The following is a 15656-nucleotide window of genomic DNA, read 5'->3' as shown; positions in this document are numbered from 1 at the left end:
GCGATGAATGATGCGAGGAGTCTATTTCTGTCATGGGCGGAGGGGATAAGTCCGATCAGCTTCCGCGATAGGTGGAGTAGGACCAGGGGCTGACGAGCAACGGCACATGGTAATGGCCGTCGACATCCGCAATTGCGAAGCGGATCGGAATAAGATCGAGAAACGGCGGATTGGCCAACTCCGCACCGCGCCCCTCGAAATATTCGGCCACATGGAACTGCAATTCATAAGTGCCGGTCCGCATTTCGTCGCCCGAGAGCAGCGGCGCATCCGTGCGGCCGTCGAGATTGGTCACCGTGCGCTTGATGAGTTCGGACGCACCGTTGGCGGCTATCCGATAAAGCTCGATGCGCATGGCGGCTGCGGGGCTGCCGTGGGCGGTGTCGAGAACATGCGTGGAAAGTTTACCCATAAGTCTACCTCAATATGCTCAGGCAGGTGTGATCGTTTCGATGCGATAGATGGCATCGGAGAAGAAAAACTCTTGCAGATTGTCCTCCCTGCCTGCCCTGTCGACAACCAGAAAATCGGATTTCTGCTCCAGCGCCAGCAGCGGGTGATGCCACGCATTGCGCAGATAATTGACGCCTTGGTCACCACGCGCCAGAAACACACGCGGACGGGCGGGCTTGCCGTCAGCATCTTCGGCGACTACTACGAGGAACGGTCTGCCGTTCAACGGAATGAATGCCTGCGAACCGAACGGATGGCGTTCCATCATGACGATATCGATGGGCGCTTCGAACGATTGTCCCCTGAAAATATTGACGAGCACCCGGGCCTCGCTGCCAGCGGCTTCGACACGGGCGAGATCATGGTAGCGCTCCGTTGTGCCATTGTTGATCAGACGAAGCTCCGCTCCCTCCATCTCGATCACATCGCCAAATGGCGCAAAAGCCTCTTTCGTCAGCGGTTCGACCACCAGAGTTTCGACGCGCAAGTCATCCTCCCCATAAAACAGATTTCTTATAACGACAAAGCTTGTTGAAGAGGTCTCTGTCAATCGCGAAGCAGTTTCAACCGAAACAAGAAAAAGCCGGGCGAATCGCCCGGCTTTCATCATGCGAAGAACTGTAAATTTCAGCGCTTCAGAAGCGACATCATCGCGGGCACGCCGCAAGCGGCAAGCGCCAGCTTCACAAGGTCGCCAACGATGAATGCGCCGAAGCCGAAGGCAATGGCCTTTTCCAGACCGAAGAGATAGGCCATCCAGCCAGCGCCCATCAGCAGGATGACGGCGTCCGCGAGCAGCATAGCACCGCCGAGGGCGAAGGGATTGCGCGCCAGACCCTTGTCAGCGGCGCGTCCGACGATCCAGGCCGCAGCAAGATAAGACAGGAGGTAGCCGCCCGTCGGGCCGACCATATAGGCAAGGCCGATGCCCTTTTCCGGCGTGCCGGTGAAGACAGGCATGCCAAGGACGCCTTCAAGCAGATAAAGCGCAACCGTCGCCACGGCGAGCCGCGATCCGTAAAGAGCCGAAATCGCAAAAAGAGCAAAGGTCTGCATCGTCACATTGACGTAGACCAGATCGACCTTGATCTTGGCGGAGATCGTGAGAACGGCTGTTCCGATCAGTGCAAGGCCCACAAACCAGAAAGCGCGGGCCAGTTGACTGGTGGGCAGATATTCTGCAGCGAGAGAGGCGGTGGCGACGCGAGGCTTTACTCTATGAGGCATATCCAACTCCACTTTTGACGCGGCGGCAGATACCGGAATGCCCCCCCGGAACCGACCCCTGACGCGATTTCGGCGCACGTGACTGTTCACGTTTGCAACCCGACTATATAAGGCCTATGCCGTTTCATCAATCAAACCAAAGAAGAATGGAAAGCCGCTTCCATGGCGCTTGTTTTCAACAGCAGTTTCACGCCCCAATATGGGGAACCGGTTGAACTGGGTAAAGGCGTTTTGCGCCTCACCGTCAATAATCCGAGCGCTTTCACCTTTCACGGCACCAACAGCTATATCATCGGCACCGATACGTTGGCTGTCATCGACCCCGGCCCGGATAATGACGCGCATTATAACGCCCTGATCGCCGCCATTGCCGGTCGCCCGGTCAGCCACATCTTCGTCAGCCATACCCATCGCGACCACTCACCTCTCGCGCAGCGGCTGAAGGAAAGCCTTGGCGCGCGCACCGTGGCCGAGGGAGCGCATCGCCCCGCCCGCCCCTATTATGCGGGCGAAGTGAACATGCTCGAAGCAAGCGCCGACACGGACTTCATTCCTGATATCGCACTGGCCGACGGAGGCACGATCGAAGGCGACGGCTGGGCACTGGAAGGCATTCATACCCCCGGACATGCCGCCAATCACATGGCGTTCGGCCTGAAGAATACCGGCGTTCTCTTTTCCGCCGATCATGTAATGGCCTGGGCGACATCCATTGTTGCACCGCCAGACGGCTCCATGAGCGATTACATGGTCTCGCTGGAAAAACTGCTGGCACGCGATGACAAGGTCTATCTGCCGGGCCATGGCGGGGCCGTCACCAAGCCAGTTGCTTTCGTTCGCGGCCTGCGTGCGCATCGCAAGATGCGCGAACGGGCCATCTTCGAGCGCGTCCTGCAAGGCGACAGGACGATCGGCGACATGGTGAAGGCCATCTATCGCGATACCGATCCGCGACTGCATGGTGCGGCAGCACTGTCCGTGCTGGCGCATCTGGAAGATCTGGTCGGACGCGGAGAGGTGAAGACCGACGACCACCCATCGCTCGACAGTATCTATATTCGCGGCTGATCATTCCACGTCGGCTGGAGCTTTGTTGACTTCACTTTCCAGCGCGCCCAGAAAATCGGTGATGAAGGCCGCATTCTGCCCCATGTCACGTTTGCCATAACGCGACAGGGAACGCACATCCACATAGGTGGTTTCGCCTTCATCGAGCAGCCGGATCACTATATCGCTCTTGAGGCCCAGAATGAAACTGTGCGCCGTTGCGACAAACCGCGTTGCACTCTGCTCCGGCGAGGGAGCATCATGCGCGATCACCTGCCATCCGAATGTCTTGAAAACCGTTCTGACACCTTGCGCGATCCGATCCGGGGCGGCTTCATAGCGGCGTCCGACCACATCGGGATAGGCCGTCAACTGGGTCAGCGCATCGCCGCTCACCGCCACCGTCAGCGGGTTCATCCATTGCAGGCGTGACGGCATGTCGGGCGGAAATTGCGGTGGCGTCTCAAAGTCGGTCGAGAGGTCATAAAGCGGTGGGGACGTGTACCACAGTGCTGCCACCAGCCCGACCGGCAGCAACACGGCAAAAGCGAACAGGCCGCCCCAGAAGGATCGCGCACCGCCCTTGTCGCCATTGACCCAGAGATTGCGAAAGCCTTTTGCGGCGCAGAGCAGAGCCAGTGCCGCGAGCGCGGTACTCAATCCGGCAAGCAGCACCAGATCGGGCGTCTCGAGCTTCCAGAAGCGGTGCAGAAGAAATGCCATCGCAAGCAAAACAACTGCAAAAATGCCAAGCCGGAGCGACCATACCGCAGAGCGCGACTGACGCCGCTGGTAGCGAAGTTTTCTCATATGGTCTCCCAGACAGCAGTCCCAGGAAAACTGTCTCAAACCGGAAAAGGCCCAGACCGCTTCCCGTTGAATGGAATCATGAGAGCGCCCTGTCTCTGTGTTTTCAGGCACTATGAATAGCAGAGAGATTTTCGCTCGGCAAAACCTCAACGCGGAAATTCAGATGCCCCGCCTGCTGCATTGCATGGCGGGGCATTTTTCCTCGGTGACGCCGTTTAGAGCGAGTCCGGTCAAAACTAGAGTTGCCGGAACCGCCCTAACTATTTGTTTCGCCGCATTATCCTGCGCAAAACCGCTTCGCTCTTTTGCTGGAAATGCTCTAGCGCGCGTCTTTCGGCTTTTTCGTATTCGGCCAGTCCTTCACCTTTCCGGCGAAATCAGGACGCGGCATGTGGGTGAAATATTCCGACACGCCGATAGCTTCCTGATCGGTCAGCACACCGCCCTGCCCGATGGGCAGATTGTAGTTCTGGGCAGGCGGCATCGCATATTTGACGAATTGCGCCGCCTTGTAAGTGCGGGCCAGTCCGGCCCCGATATTGAAGCTTTCATCGCCCCACAGCGGCGGAAAGATATAATCGCCAGCCTGGTCCTTCATGCCTTCTCCATCAGCACCATGGCAGGTCGAGCATTGTGCAGCGTAGATTCTCGCACCATTGACCGGATCGGGAACAAGGCTTTCATCGATGGGCCCGGCATTGCGTATCGCCACCTTCGTGCCCTTCTTCACGTCTTGCCGCAGCCAGTCCATATAGGCGACCATGGCCCTCATATCGGCACCATCCGGCGGCAGCGGCTTGCCGTTCATCGAACGCTGGAAGCAGCCGTTGATACGCATCACCAGATCGACTTCCTTTCCCGCGCGGGGCATGACGGCGGGATAGAAATTGCTGGTGTTGATATAGGATGCAACGTTGTCCATCTTGCCCTGCCCCATGTGGCAGGAGTTGCAGTTGAGGCCATTGCCGACATTGTCGGGCAGAAGCCGGGCCGTCTCGTTGAGCAACCGCTTGCCATGCATGATTTCGGGCGCGTTCGGCTGCTTTAGAATGTCCCGGTCCGGGGGAATGACATAGGTTCCGACCTGGTTCTTGTCCTTGTCGAGAACCGCATAGGCCTTGGGAGCCGGAGCATCCAGCGAAGGCCGCAGATGATTGAAAAGGAAAGCACTGCCCGTTACTGCCGCGGCAAACCCCACACCAAGAACGATAATCGTACTGGTTTTCATTGCTTGTTCTCCGGAACATAGTGGACGGGCTTGTGAGCAATTTCCCGCCGCATGCGCGCGATGTCCTGTTCTGTTATGGCGGCCCCGTGGTTGCCCCAGCCATTGCGAATGAAGTTCAGGATTTCGGCGACCTGCCAGTTGGGAAGATCGGCAAATCCCGGCATGGTGAAGGCCATCCTGTCCGCTGGCGTGTCAGGCGTCCTGCCTCCGGTCAGCGTGACCTGAATGAGCGAGCTTGGATCGTCGGCAAAGACGATCGAGTTGCCGGCAAGTGCGGGATAGATGCGCGGCGCGCCCTTACCGTCCATACGATGACAGACCGAACATTGCTCGACATAGGACAGGGCACCCGGCGCAGTGAAGTCTCCCGCCTTGAGAGCAGCCGTCGTCACGTCTTCCTTCGGCTGCCATTCGCGAGCACGACCTTCGCTTGGCGCCAGCGATTTCAGATAGCGGGCAATCGCCCGCAAATCGTCTTCCGCAAGATGCTGGGTCGAATGCTGCACGACATCGGCCATCGAGCCGAATGCCGCGGTGCGATCGGTACGTCCGGTCATGAGGAAGGTGACAATCTCGTCTTCAGCCCATGTCGAAAGACCGGTATCCTGATCGCGCAGGTTTTTCGCATACCAGCCTTCCAGAACCGAACCGGAGAGGAACCTGCCTTTGGGATCGTTCTTCACCGCTTTTTCTTCATAGGCGAGACCCCGTGGCGTATGACACGCACCGCAATGACCAAGCCCTTCGACCAGATAGGCGCCGCGGGCGATCACCGGATCAGTGTCCGCTGCAATTTCGAACGGACGCGAGTTTCCAAAGAAAAGCTGCCAGTAGGCGAGCGGCCAGCGCATGTTGGTCGGCCATGGCAAGGTGCTGGGCTGGTTATCCTGCTGGACCGGCTCCACCTTCGACATGAAGAACGCATAAAGCGCTTTCATGTCCTCATCATTCACGACCGTATAGGAGACGAACGGCATTGCCGGATAAAGATGGACATTATCCCGCCGCACCCCCTGCCGCACCGCACGCTCGAAATCGGCATAGCTATAGCTGCCGATACCGGTTTTGCTGTCCGGCGTGATGTTGGTGGAGTAAATCGTGCCAAGCGGCGTCTGCATGCCGAGCCCGCCCGCAAAAGCCCTGCCCCCGGGTGCAGTATGGCAGGCAGCGCAATCGCCCGCATGGGCAACATACTCGCCCTTTTCGATCAAAGCCTTGTCGGTTACATCGACGGCGCTTTCCTGTCGGGCCGTCAGCCAATGGGGCGTTGAAAGCGCAAAGAGCCAGGCTGCGGCTAGCGCACCCGCGCCGCCGACCGCCGCTTTCCAGATCAGTTTCATGTGCCCTCCGACACCAATTCCCTTGTGATGAGGAGAACGTCGAAGATTCGGGATGAAAGAGCATTGACCGCGATCAAAACCTATCGGGCCCAATGTTTAGCGATCTATGAAATCAACAGCTAATACACGTTTAGCGTGCTTGATAGATAAGGCAAATCGCATTAGGGGCAGCACCCTCCCCGGGCGCAGTCCAATCAGATTACGGCTCATCAGGACTGCAATTGTTTGTTCAACGCGCATCACATCCGCAAACCGTTTTGCACTTTTCGGGATGCGTTCTTAGCCTGCAAAGATCACCAGCTTTAAGAATAAGTGAAAAAAAGCTAGGTAAATCAAATAAAAAGGCATTGCAGCAACCGCTAACAGAAGGCATGATTGCGCACATGGGGGCAGATATTGCAATCGTCGGAGAGGACGGAATGGATCGCGCCCTTCAAAATGGCAGCCCGTTATCGGACGGGACAACCCCAGACGATATGATGACGCTTGAAGCCGTCGAACTGGAGTTCGCGCTTGGGGCCATCGACGTCCTGATCGAAGGTTTCGACTCCGCGCTTGCCAAGGCCGCCGAACGTGTGGGCGGTGAAGTTCTGTTCAACATGCCGGCGCTGGACACCAGCGAAGCGCAACGCATCGGGGCAATTGCCATCGCCGGGCAACCGGAGGACCAGGTCATATTTGTCACGTTGCGCAATGACGGCACGACATTGTCAGTCGAGCCGCCGACCGGCGAAAATGCCGTTTTCGAAAGCCTAGGCCGCAACTACGCAGCCGTGATGAAAAGTCTTTCCCCGAAGGAAAAAGTCAACGGCGCCTGAAGCAGTCATGCAGCCTATTTCGGTGCCGCCTGCTTTGGAACGTCCGCGTGAAGGTTGTGCGGTGCGACCGGGTTGAGCGTCATGGTCGTCTCGACCTCCTTGAGACGCACGAATTTCATCCCCTTCGCCTTCAGGGCCAGCACGCCTTTGACCACACCCTCACCCGCCGAACGCGACGGCTGGTTGATATGCGAAATGATGACGTCACCATCCCGGGCGGCGGCGATGCGGCGCTCGACCGCTGGCGCCATCAGGGAGGCTCCCTGATCGCCATTCAATGAATAACCACCGATCTTGTAGCCCATGCTTGCCGCCAGCTTGACGGCATCGGTCGAATAACGGGCCGTCGCATCGCGATACCAGACGGGCTTCGACATTCCTGCATCCGTGATTGCCGTCGCACCGGCGTCGATCTCCAGATGGACCGCCTCAAGCGAGCCCGCCGTCTTGATCCCGTACATCCTGGGCTCATTGGTGATGGCCGGAATATGCATCGCACCATGATTTTCGATATCGAAAAGATCCGTATTGGCTTTCAGAACCGCCACGGCGGCAGGGTTCTGTTTTATCCATCGGCCTGTGACGAAGATCGTTGCCGGAATCCGGTTCTGAACCAGCATGTCGAGTATCCGGTGGTCGGTCTTGCCCATGCAGGCATCAAGCGTCAATGCCACCTGCGGTGACGCGGCACCGCCGCGCGCAATATGCAATTGCGGTTCGACAACCCTGATCGTGTCCTGGCGAGCCTTGTTCTGCGCGCGCTCCTGCGGCGAGATATCATAGGCACTGGCCATGCTTGTCACGATGAGGATGGCGGCTCCAGCCACGGCGATACAACGAAACATGATTACGTTTTCTGAAAATTGCTTGGCCACCGGGCATTACTCCGGCAGCTAAGCCAAATTGTGGCGTCATGTCAAACCTTGCGCACAGCCGACTGCGCAGCCGCAAGACGGGCAATCGGCACCCGGAACGGCGAACAGGACACATAGTCGAGACCTGTCTTTTCGCAGAAGGCAATCGACGCCGGATCGCCGCCATGCTCGCCGCAAATGCCGAGCTTGATATTGTGGCGGGTTTTCCGTCCGCGCTCGGCGGCAATTTCGACCAGTTCGCCGACGCCTTCCAGATCGAGCGACACAAACGGGTCCTGTTCGATCACGCCCCGTTGCTGATAGGACGTCAGGAACGACGAGGCATCGTCGCGCGAAATGCCGAATGTGGTCTGCGTCAAATCGTTGGTGCCGAACGAAAAGAACTCGGCGGTTTCTGCGATTTCGGCTGCGCGCAAGGCGGCACGCGGCAGCTCGATCATCGTACCGACCATATAATCGATCTTGACGCCCGCCTCGGTCATGACATCCTGGGCAACAGCATCGATGCGCGCCTTGACGAAATCAAGCTCGGCTTTCAATCCGACCAGCGGCACCATCACTTCCGGCACGACAGGCTCGCCGGTTTTCTTGCCAGCCTCAACGGCGGCTTCAAAAATCGCCCGCGCCTGCATTTCCGCGATTTCCGGGTAGGATACAGCCAGACGGCAGCCGCGATGACCAAGCATCGGGTTGAACTCATGCAGGCTGTCGGCGCGTTCGCGAAGCTTTGCGCTGTCGACGCCCATCGACCGGGCAACCTCTGCCACTTCCTCATCCGTATGCGGCAGGAACTCGTGCAATGGCGGGTCGAGCAGGCGGATCGTGACAGGCAGGCCTTTCATGATCTCGAAAAGCTCGACAAAGTCCGAACGCTGCATCGGCAGAAGCTTGGCCAGCGCTACGCGCCGCCCTTCTTCATTGTCAGCCAAAATCATCTCACGCATGGCGACGATACGGCTTCCCTCGAAGAACATGTGCTCGGTGCGGCACAGCCCGATACCCTCCGCGCCGAAGGAACGCGCCGTGCGGGCATCTGCCGGTGTTTCGGCATTGGCCCGAATTTTCATCCGGCGGGTGCGGTCAGCCCATTCCATCAGCTTGCCGAAATCGCCCGAAAGCTCCGGCTGCAACATGGCGACCGCGCCTTTGAGAACCTGCCCGGTGCCGCCATCGACGGTAACCACATCGCCCTTCTTGAAACTCTGGCCCGCCGCAAGCATGACGCCATTGCGATAATCCACGCGAAGCGACCCGGCACCCGAAACACATGGCTTGCCCATGCCGCGAGCAACAACCGCCGCGTGGCTGGTCATGCCGCCGCGCGTCGTCAGAATGCCTTCCGCCGCATGCATGCCGTGAATATCTTCCGGGCTGGTTTCGATGCGAACGAGGATAACCTTGCGGCCTTCCGATTTTGCCTGTTCGGCATCTTCCGACGAGAAGACGATTTCACCCGTCGCAGCTCCCGGCGATGCCGGCAGTCCCTGACCGATCACCTGACGCTCGGCGCGCGGGTCGATGGTTGGGTGCAGAAGCTGGTCGAGCGCTGCCGGATCGACACGCAGAACCGCTTCTTCCTGCGTGATAAGGCCTTCGCCCGCCATTTCCACGGCCATTTTCAACGCAGCCTTTGCGGTGCGCTTGCCCGAGCGGGTCTGGAGCATCCACAATTTGCCGCGCTCAATGGTGAATTCGAGATCCTGCATGTCGCGATAGTGCTGTTCCAGCCGGTCGGCGACCTTGAGGAATTCGGCAAAGGCTTCCGGCATCACCTTTTCAAGCGATGGCTTGTCGGACCCGGCAGCAATTCGCGCTTCTTCGGTGATGTTCTGCGGCGTGCGGATACCCGCCACCACATCTTCACCCTGCGCATTGACGAGGAACTCACCATAAAGCTTCTTTTCGCCCGTCGAAGGATTGCGTGTGAACGCAACGCCGGTGGCAGAGGTTTCGCCCATATTGCCGAACACCATGGCCTGCACATTGACCGCCGTGCCCCAGGCCGCCGGGATGTTATGCAGACGCCGGTAGGTGATGGCGCGCGCATTCATCCAGCTCGAGAAGACGGCGCCGATGGCGCCCCAAAGTTGTTCTCGCGGGTCTTGCGGGAAAGGCTGGCCCAGTTCTTCCTCGACCTTCGCCTTGTAAGAACCGATAACGTCCTTCCAGTCTTCTGCCGTCAGGGCCGTATCGACATCGACGCCGAGATCGGCCTTCTTGTCTTCGAGAATTTCTTCAAAAAAGCCGTGGTCGACACCCAGCACAACATCCGAATACATCTGAATGAAACGGCGGTAGCTGTCATAGGCAAAGCGCTCATCGCCCGCCTCGCGGGCAATGGCCTGCACGGTCTCGTCGTTAAGACCAAGATTGAGCACCGTATCCATCATGCCCGGCATCGAAGCGCGGGCACCGGACCGCACAGACACCAGCAGCGGCTTTTCGGCATCGCCGAAATTGCGCCCCGTCACCTTCGCGATATGGGCGAGCGCCGCCTGAACCTGATCATTCAATTCGGATGGATAGGACCGGTCGTGATCGTAATAATAGGTGCAGACTTCGGTCGTGATGGTAAAGCCCGGAGGCACTGGCAGACCAAGGCTGCTCATTTCAGCCAGGTTCGCTCCCTTTCCGCCGAGAAGATTGCGGTCGCTTGCCGCACCTTCTGCCTTGCCGTCGCCGAACGTGTACACCCACTTCGCCATCATGGCCTCCCTTGATGCAAGGACAGCTCATAAAAGTCCTGCAACAGTTGCAAGCTTTACCTGTACCCGCCCTTGTTGCTTATGCGATCAGCAACGCTGCTGCCAACCAAAAAAGAGAGGCCGCGACAATAGAATCGATTAGAGGTGGGGCAACGACCCCGCTACAGATTGACTCTGTGTACCAGATACAGCAAATTAAGAACAAATGATGAACATGGAGTTTGACAATGCGGATCACAGGTAAGCTCGACTATCTGGAAATGCCAGCGGGAAACGGTTCGCTCGATGCGACGAAGAACTTCTATGCACGCGCCTTCGGTTGGTCTTTCATTGATTATGGCCCAACCTACTCCGCCTTTTCGGAGGGACTGGACGGCGGTTTTGACGCCGACCAACAGGCAATGGCAAAGCCTCTGCCTGTACTCTATGCTACGCGGCTGGAAGACGCATTAGCGGCAGTTACTGACGCGGGCGGAATCATTGTGAAACCCATCTTTTCCTTTCCCGGCGGGAGGCGTTTTCATTTCACAGATCCGGCCGGAAATGAATTGGCAATCTGGAGCGATCAATGAAGATTCGCAGCAGGTCGAATCAGAAACGATCTTAGATTTAGCACCTGCTAGCGATCTGAACGGAAGAATTGCTAGGCCACCTAAAGCTCGCTCAATTACAAGCTGCTATCTTCTTCGACCCGGATCAAATCGAACAGAATAGACCTTAACAGCGGCCATGGTTCGCCATCTTCAACTCCGAGAGGATCTCGCATCTCAAGAACACAATGAAGCTTTGCAACAATCCCTACGATTGTCTTAGCCGGAGCATTGAAGAGTGCCTCAGCAAGGTCAAACTCTATATCTAGAATTTGTAAATGATCCCTGTAGGCATTCCGGTAGTCCAATTCATCGTTAACCTCGCGCCGTTTGTTGTTTGCTTTTTGCGGCTCTGTTATTGCGTATTCTTGTAGGCCAGCCGCCTCCGAGCCAGCACGACGACCTCTGATTTGGTCGATGGAATGAAAAATGCGAGATGATACACGTTCTTGCTCGGCTTGAGGCAAATAGCTAATTTTCTTCAGAAGTTTGGTCTCTAATCCTTGCTGAAGACGGCACAGTTCATTGCTTCTCGCGTGTGTTACGCTCCACCGTCGCCAATACGAGACGACAGGATCAACGCCACTTCTGTCGCAGAGGTCGGCGTTTGACGCAGTTAACCTCTCGGCGGCATCACGTAAAACAGCCCCCCTAACTGGTTCGATAGATTTAAGCAGGTTTTCTGGGGTAAACTGAGGCATAGTTGTGCTATTCTCAGAATCAGCCATGATCCGAGTCCTATACACTTGGGTTATGGTCAGGCTGAGTGGCGTGGGCAAAACGTCATTCAGCCGATGTCAACGCACAATAAACGGGGATGTTTAGGATGTCAATAAACGGGGATGTTTATTTAACTGACCGATTTGAGAAATCTAACAAGGAGTGAACTTCCGCCATCATGGGACGTCCACCATTAAATTTGCACGAGACAAAAATTCGAATCTCTCTGGAAACTAAGAAGCGCATTACGGACTTGGTCGGCAATTATAAAATTTCGGCGTTTATCCGAGAGGCAATAGAAAACGAACTTGTGAGAAGAGAAGAAGAGATAAAAAAAGAAAAATAGTAAAGCGATTTTATTGAAAGGTTCGGCTGTTTCTGATCCTATATCGTGCATGCAAACGCTTGTCTCCTTTAAATCGACAACGAAATTGATTTTTTTATGCTGTACATTTCGGTAATTTTAACCCGCAGCTTATCGGATTCAATTTTTTGAGCCGCTCGTAACAGGCTCCATGCGTTGTTAACGTATTGACGTTGTTCTTCCGTACAATACGCCATAACCTTTGCGAGCTTTTGTTCTATTGAAACTCTGTCACACGCCCCCAAGAATGCTCCATTCCCAAATCGGCGATCAATCGCCGTTGCAAAAGCTTCAAGCTCCGCTTTCACTCCTTGATCCAAAGAGCGGTAAGCTTCATGACGTTGAGCATACTGTTCGTCACCCAATTTTCCTGCATCCACAAGATAATTTTGGGCTGCCTCGGACGGATATGGAATTTCCACGCTCATCCGTTGGCGCCGCTCGATTTCATCTCGCTCCAACGACGCTTTCAACTTTTTCCGATAATCAAGATGCAGACTTATCTGAGTCGCAAGATATCCCGCAGCGTTGAGCACGGCTTCTCTTTCCTGTCTTGCTCGCCTGCCAGCAAAAAGGCCGGCTTGGCCATAAAGGGCTCCTAAGGTCCCAGGTTTCTCCCTCAGCAGATTGAGCTTTGCTCGACAGCTGTCTTCCTCGGCCAACAACGATGAAACTTCCAGCTTCTTAACGACGCTCTCGGGATCCTTAAAGATCTTCCCTAAGCTCGAGTTTATCATTTCGATATCACGCTGAAGCGCACGGTGGCCTGCCAACTGCGCCGCCACGACTTGGGAAACCGATTTCGTATATTCTGAAACACCGGGCACCAAAGTCTCGCCAGTAATGGCCACTTCTCTCTCTGGTAGGGAGCGTGCAATTATTTGAAGCCGTAAACCCATTTCCTGCAACCGTTTCGCCTGGTCGGCGATCCAGGAGAGACGGTCATAATAAAGTGTCCGCGCAGCCCTAAGTAGATTTAGCCCCCGATTTTGAGCAAACCTCAACGCTTGCATGTAGATGGGACCGTTATCATAATCGAGGGTGGTTTCCTTCGTATTGTTACGTGAAAGTACCGTTCCAAGGCTCTCCTTGTTCCTGAATATCTCTTTGCTATAATATATATTTAGATCTTCTGTGTGGCGCGTCATCGCTACATAAGTCAAATTCCGGTCCAATGTGGAAGAGGCGAGCACATCAACCCTATCAGCAGTTACACCCTGCGATTTATGTATTGTAGTTGCATATCCGTAATCTATTTCATTATAATTTTTACTATTTACATTGACTTCACGATGTTTGCCGCCCTCTGAAATCCGAACGACAATTGCATTTCGAGCGGCAGATACCACCTGGCCAACGGTTCCGTTTTTAACGCCCAATGAGCTGTCGTTTCGCAGGAAAATCAGCTGTTCGCCTTTTCCAATTTTTCTGGGACCGTTAATGGACTCGAATGAAAATTCCCGTCCGATTAGTTCTCTGTCGATGAGTTTCTGCCGAGCAAGCAGGTTGAGCTGCTGCACGTCACGTCGCAAATGCGCAAGGATAAGCGAATTTACACCTTTCGACTTCGCTTCGTCCCAATTTGCAATCAGCCGTGCAAGTGCCTCGTCTTTGTTTCTGCAGGAATGGATTTTCCCGTGGACATCGTATTCGTCCAACGCCAACTTGGTTTTATTGGTCGCCAGGCAAGCCGATGCTTTACGCATCCAGGCCTCTCGCTGACGGAGAATTGTCTCAAGCTCTACATAGCCTACTTTGTCCGCGATTGCTCTGAACGCAGCACCCGCTTCAATAGGCTGTAGCTGCGCGGCATCGCCAACCAGCACAATTTTGGCACCGGCGTCTTTAACAACTTGCAGGAAAGCAGCCATCTGTCTTGACGCAACCAAACCCGCTTCGTCAACAATGAACACCGTTCGAGAGTCAATCCGGTCTTTTCCGACATCCCAACGGTGTTGCCACGATGCCAGCGTGCGACTTTGAATATGCGCACCGTTTTGCAACCCTTCGGCTGCTTTTCCAGCCAGAGCGCCCCCAAGCACAGTATAGCCTGCGTCCCTCCATATCGCAGCGGCCACTTTCAGCATGGAAGTTTTTCCTGTCCCAGCCCTTCCCACGACAACAGCTATGCTCTGCCCGTCGACCAGATAACGGATTGCTGTTCTTTGCTCCTTGTTGAGCCAGCTGTGCCGATCACATATCTCATCCATTCGGTTAGCCTGAACTGGATGGCTTTTAAGCTTCGAAAGACGGACCGAATTCATAGCCATTCGGGCTTCCATCCTGATCAATCTTTTCGTGGTGAATTTTTCCAGAACCTGATTTTTTTTGTTGAGTTCAAACGGCGCCCTATCGATTCTCAGCACTTCTGGACTTTTAAGAATCTCCGCAGAAAGATGCGAACAAAGGGCATTATCGTTCGAATATCTGCGAATAATGTTCTCCAAATCTTTTCTTTCGAAAACACTCCTTTCGGAACTTACGATATCAAGGACGATACTTGGCCGCCTGATGATCCGCTGCAGATTTTCGTCTTTGCGGTGTTGGTTTAACTCAGCACGACGGACATGGTCGGTTTTGCTCGCGTCTTTGGCTTTTCGAACAATACCTGACGCTGCAGGGCCGACATGGACCATACCCACGATGTCAAGGTTTTGTTCTGAGTAGGACCGTCCGTCGATATGCAGGTCAAAACCAGCGAGAGCAAGGTGCCGATTCTGGCACTCAAACCATCCATTACGGAACTCTAAAAAATCAGTTCTATTTCCTCCCCATTGAGTCCGGACCAACTGTCCATTAACGCGTCGTTTTGGAGACCCGGTTTCATCGCAAATTACTATCGTTTTGGCTCCGAAACCTTCGTTCGTGAGAGGCCGAAGACTCATCATCAGGTGTATATGAGGATTGCCAGGCTCGTCATGATAAACCCAGTCAGCTACCATGCCTCTAGACAGAACATGCGTTTCGATAAATTCTCGCACGAGTGCAATGTTCTGACTTGGCAGCAATTGGCCAGGTAAGGCGATTATGGCCTCGCGTGCCAATTGCGCATGCACCTGTTTCTCTGATGCTTCGACGAAATTCCAAAAGCTCTCCGAAGCTTGCCCAACCGAGCCCTGAGTTATTGCACGGACCCATTCAGGAGAAGCTGCTGGCAACATAAACTCCTCATGGATGAGGCCTTCCTTCTTTGAAAAATCAACTGTTGCTCCTTCACGCTCGAAATACATAATTGTCCGATGGCGATAGGCTGCAGCAATCAGCGCACTTTGCCCCTTCCCACGACTGATAAAGCTGACTCGCAAATAGGCAATCGCCAACGTTACTGACTCGCGCTTTGAACCAGGATAAGTCACCTGACGAAAAGCATCTCTGTAACAGGCTTATCAAATTGTGATCACGTGCAAATTTGCACCGCATCCGACATCAAATATTTACGTTGACGCATTAAAATAATCACTTTAGTAGTATACTTATAG

At 55.1% G+C, this 15656-nt stretch carries 13 protein-coding genes; 3 read left to right on the top strand and 10 right to left on the bottom strand.

Annotation, left to right across the window (positions count from 1 at the left end; genetic code table 11):
• Positions 1 to 55: 55 nt before the first annotated feature.
• The 3 genes from uraH to F9K78_RS11460 all read right to left on the bottom strand — a co-directional run bounded on the left by uraH (position 56) and on the right by F9K78_RS11460 (position 1680).
• Entirely contained in the window at positions 56 to 412 is a 357-nt protein-coding gene (uraH, locus tag F9K78_RS11470) for a hydroxyisourate hydrolase (RefSeq protein WP_006466277.1), read from the bottom strand.
• Between the two features lie 18 nt (positions 413 to 430).
• Complete coding sequence (locus F9K78_RS11465; protein WP_151682209.1) at positions 431 to 940, bottom strand: ureidoglycolate lyase; 510 nt, start codon at positions 938 to 940, stop codon at positions 431 to 433.
• Positions 941 to 1080: 140 nt separating this feature from the next.
• The gene (locus tag F9K78_RS11460; protein ID WP_151682208.1) at positions 1081 to 1680 is read right to left on the bottom strand and encodes a biotin transporter BioY; all 600 of its coding nucleotides are present in this window, start codon (positions 1678 to 1680) and stop codon (positions 1081 to 1083) included.
• Between the two features lie 162 nt (positions 1681 to 1842).
• On the opposite strand from F9K78_RS11460, the gene F9K78_RS11455 reads away from it, so the two are divergent.
• Positions 1843 to 2748 carry an MBL fold metallo-hydrolase gene (locus F9K78_RS11455; RefSeq protein ID WP_151682207.1) on the top strand — a complete coding sequence of 302 codons (906 nt, stop codon included), beginning with the start codon at positions 1843 to 1845 and terminating at the stop codon, positions 2746 to 2748.
• Here F9K78_RS11455 and F9K78_RS11450 read toward each other — a convergent pair whose 3' ends face one another.
• From F9K78_RS11450 to F9K78_RS11440, 3 genes are all read right to left on the bottom strand, one after another.
• Entirely contained in the window at positions 2749 to 3537 is a 789-nt protein-coding gene (locus F9K78_RS11450) for a DUF1499 domain-containing protein (RefSeq protein ID WP_151682206.1), read from the bottom strand.
• Between the two features lie 319 nt (positions 3538 to 3856).
• Positions 3857 to 4765: a c-type cytochrome gene (locus F9K78_RS11445; protein ID WP_151682205.1), complete on the bottom strand. Its 909-nt coding sequence runs from the start codon at positions 4763 to 4765 to the stop codon at positions 3857 to 3859.
• Positions 4762 to 6105: a c-type cytochrome gene (locus tag F9K78_RS11440; RefSeq protein WP_151682204.1), complete on the bottom strand. Its 1344-nt coding sequence runs from the start codon at positions 6103 to 6105 to the stop codon at positions 4762 to 4764. The genes F9K78_RS11445 and F9K78_RS11440 overlap by 4 nt, the downstream gene beginning before the upstream one ends.
• Before the next feature lie 419 nt (positions 6106 to 6524).
• On the opposite strand from F9K78_RS11440, the gene F9K78_RS11435 reads away from it, so the two are divergent.
• Complete coding sequence (locus F9K78_RS11435; protein WP_006473135.1) at positions 6525 to 6923, top strand: hypothetical protein; 399 nt, start codon at positions 6525 to 6527, stop codon at positions 6921 to 6923.
• A gap of 14 nt (positions 6924 to 6937) precedes the next feature.
• On the opposite strand, the gene F9K78_RS11430 is transcribed toward F9K78_RS11435, so the two are convergent.
• Positions 6938 to 7768: a polysaccharide deacetylase family protein gene (locus F9K78_RS11430; RefSeq protein ID WP_151682203.1), complete on the bottom strand. Its 831-nt coding sequence runs from the start codon at positions 7766 to 7768 to the stop codon at positions 6938 to 6940.
• A gap of 71 nt (positions 7769 to 7839) precedes the next feature.
• Positions 7840 to 10503, bottom strand: coding sequence for a pyruvate, phosphate dikinase (gene ppdK, locus F9K78_RS11425; protein WP_151682202.1), 2664 nt, complete (start codon positions 10501 to 10503; stop codon positions 7840 to 7842).
• Positions 10504 to 10730: 227 nt separating this feature from the next.
• On the opposite strand from ppdK, the gene F9K78_RS11420 reads away from it, so the two are divergent.
• Positions 10731 to 11075 carry a VOC family protein gene (locus F9K78_RS11420; protein WP_021586088.1) on the top strand — a complete coding sequence of 115 codons (345 nt, stop codon included), beginning with the start codon at positions 10731 to 10733 and terminating at the stop codon, positions 11073 to 11075.
• A gap of 95 nt (positions 11076 to 11170) precedes the next feature.
• Here the strand turns inward: F9K78_RS11420 and F9K78_RS11415 are convergent, their stop codons facing one another.
• Positions 11171 to 11821: a hypothetical protein gene (locus F9K78_RS11415; RefSeq protein WP_151682201.1), complete on the bottom strand. Its 651-nt coding sequence runs from the start codon at positions 11819 to 11821 to the stop codon at positions 11171 to 11173.
• A 406-nt stretch (positions 11822 to 12227) separates the two neighbouring features.
• The gene (gene traA, locus F9K78_RS11410; protein ID WP_167518111.1) at positions 12228 to 15497 is read right to left on the bottom strand and encodes a Ti-type conjugative transfer relaxase TraA; all 3270 of its coding nucleotides are present in this window, start codon (positions 15495 to 15497) and stop codon (positions 12228 to 12230) included.
• Positions 15498 to 15656: the final 159 nt, after the last annotated feature.

Source organism: Brucella pseudintermedia, from assembly GCF_008932435.1.
In the GTDB taxonomy this organism is placed as follows: domain Bacteria; phylum Pseudomonadota; class Alphaproteobacteria; order Rhizobiales; family Rhizobiaceae; genus Brucella; species Brucella pseudintermedia.
This window is presented reverse-complemented; position numbering and strand designations above follow the sequence as displayed.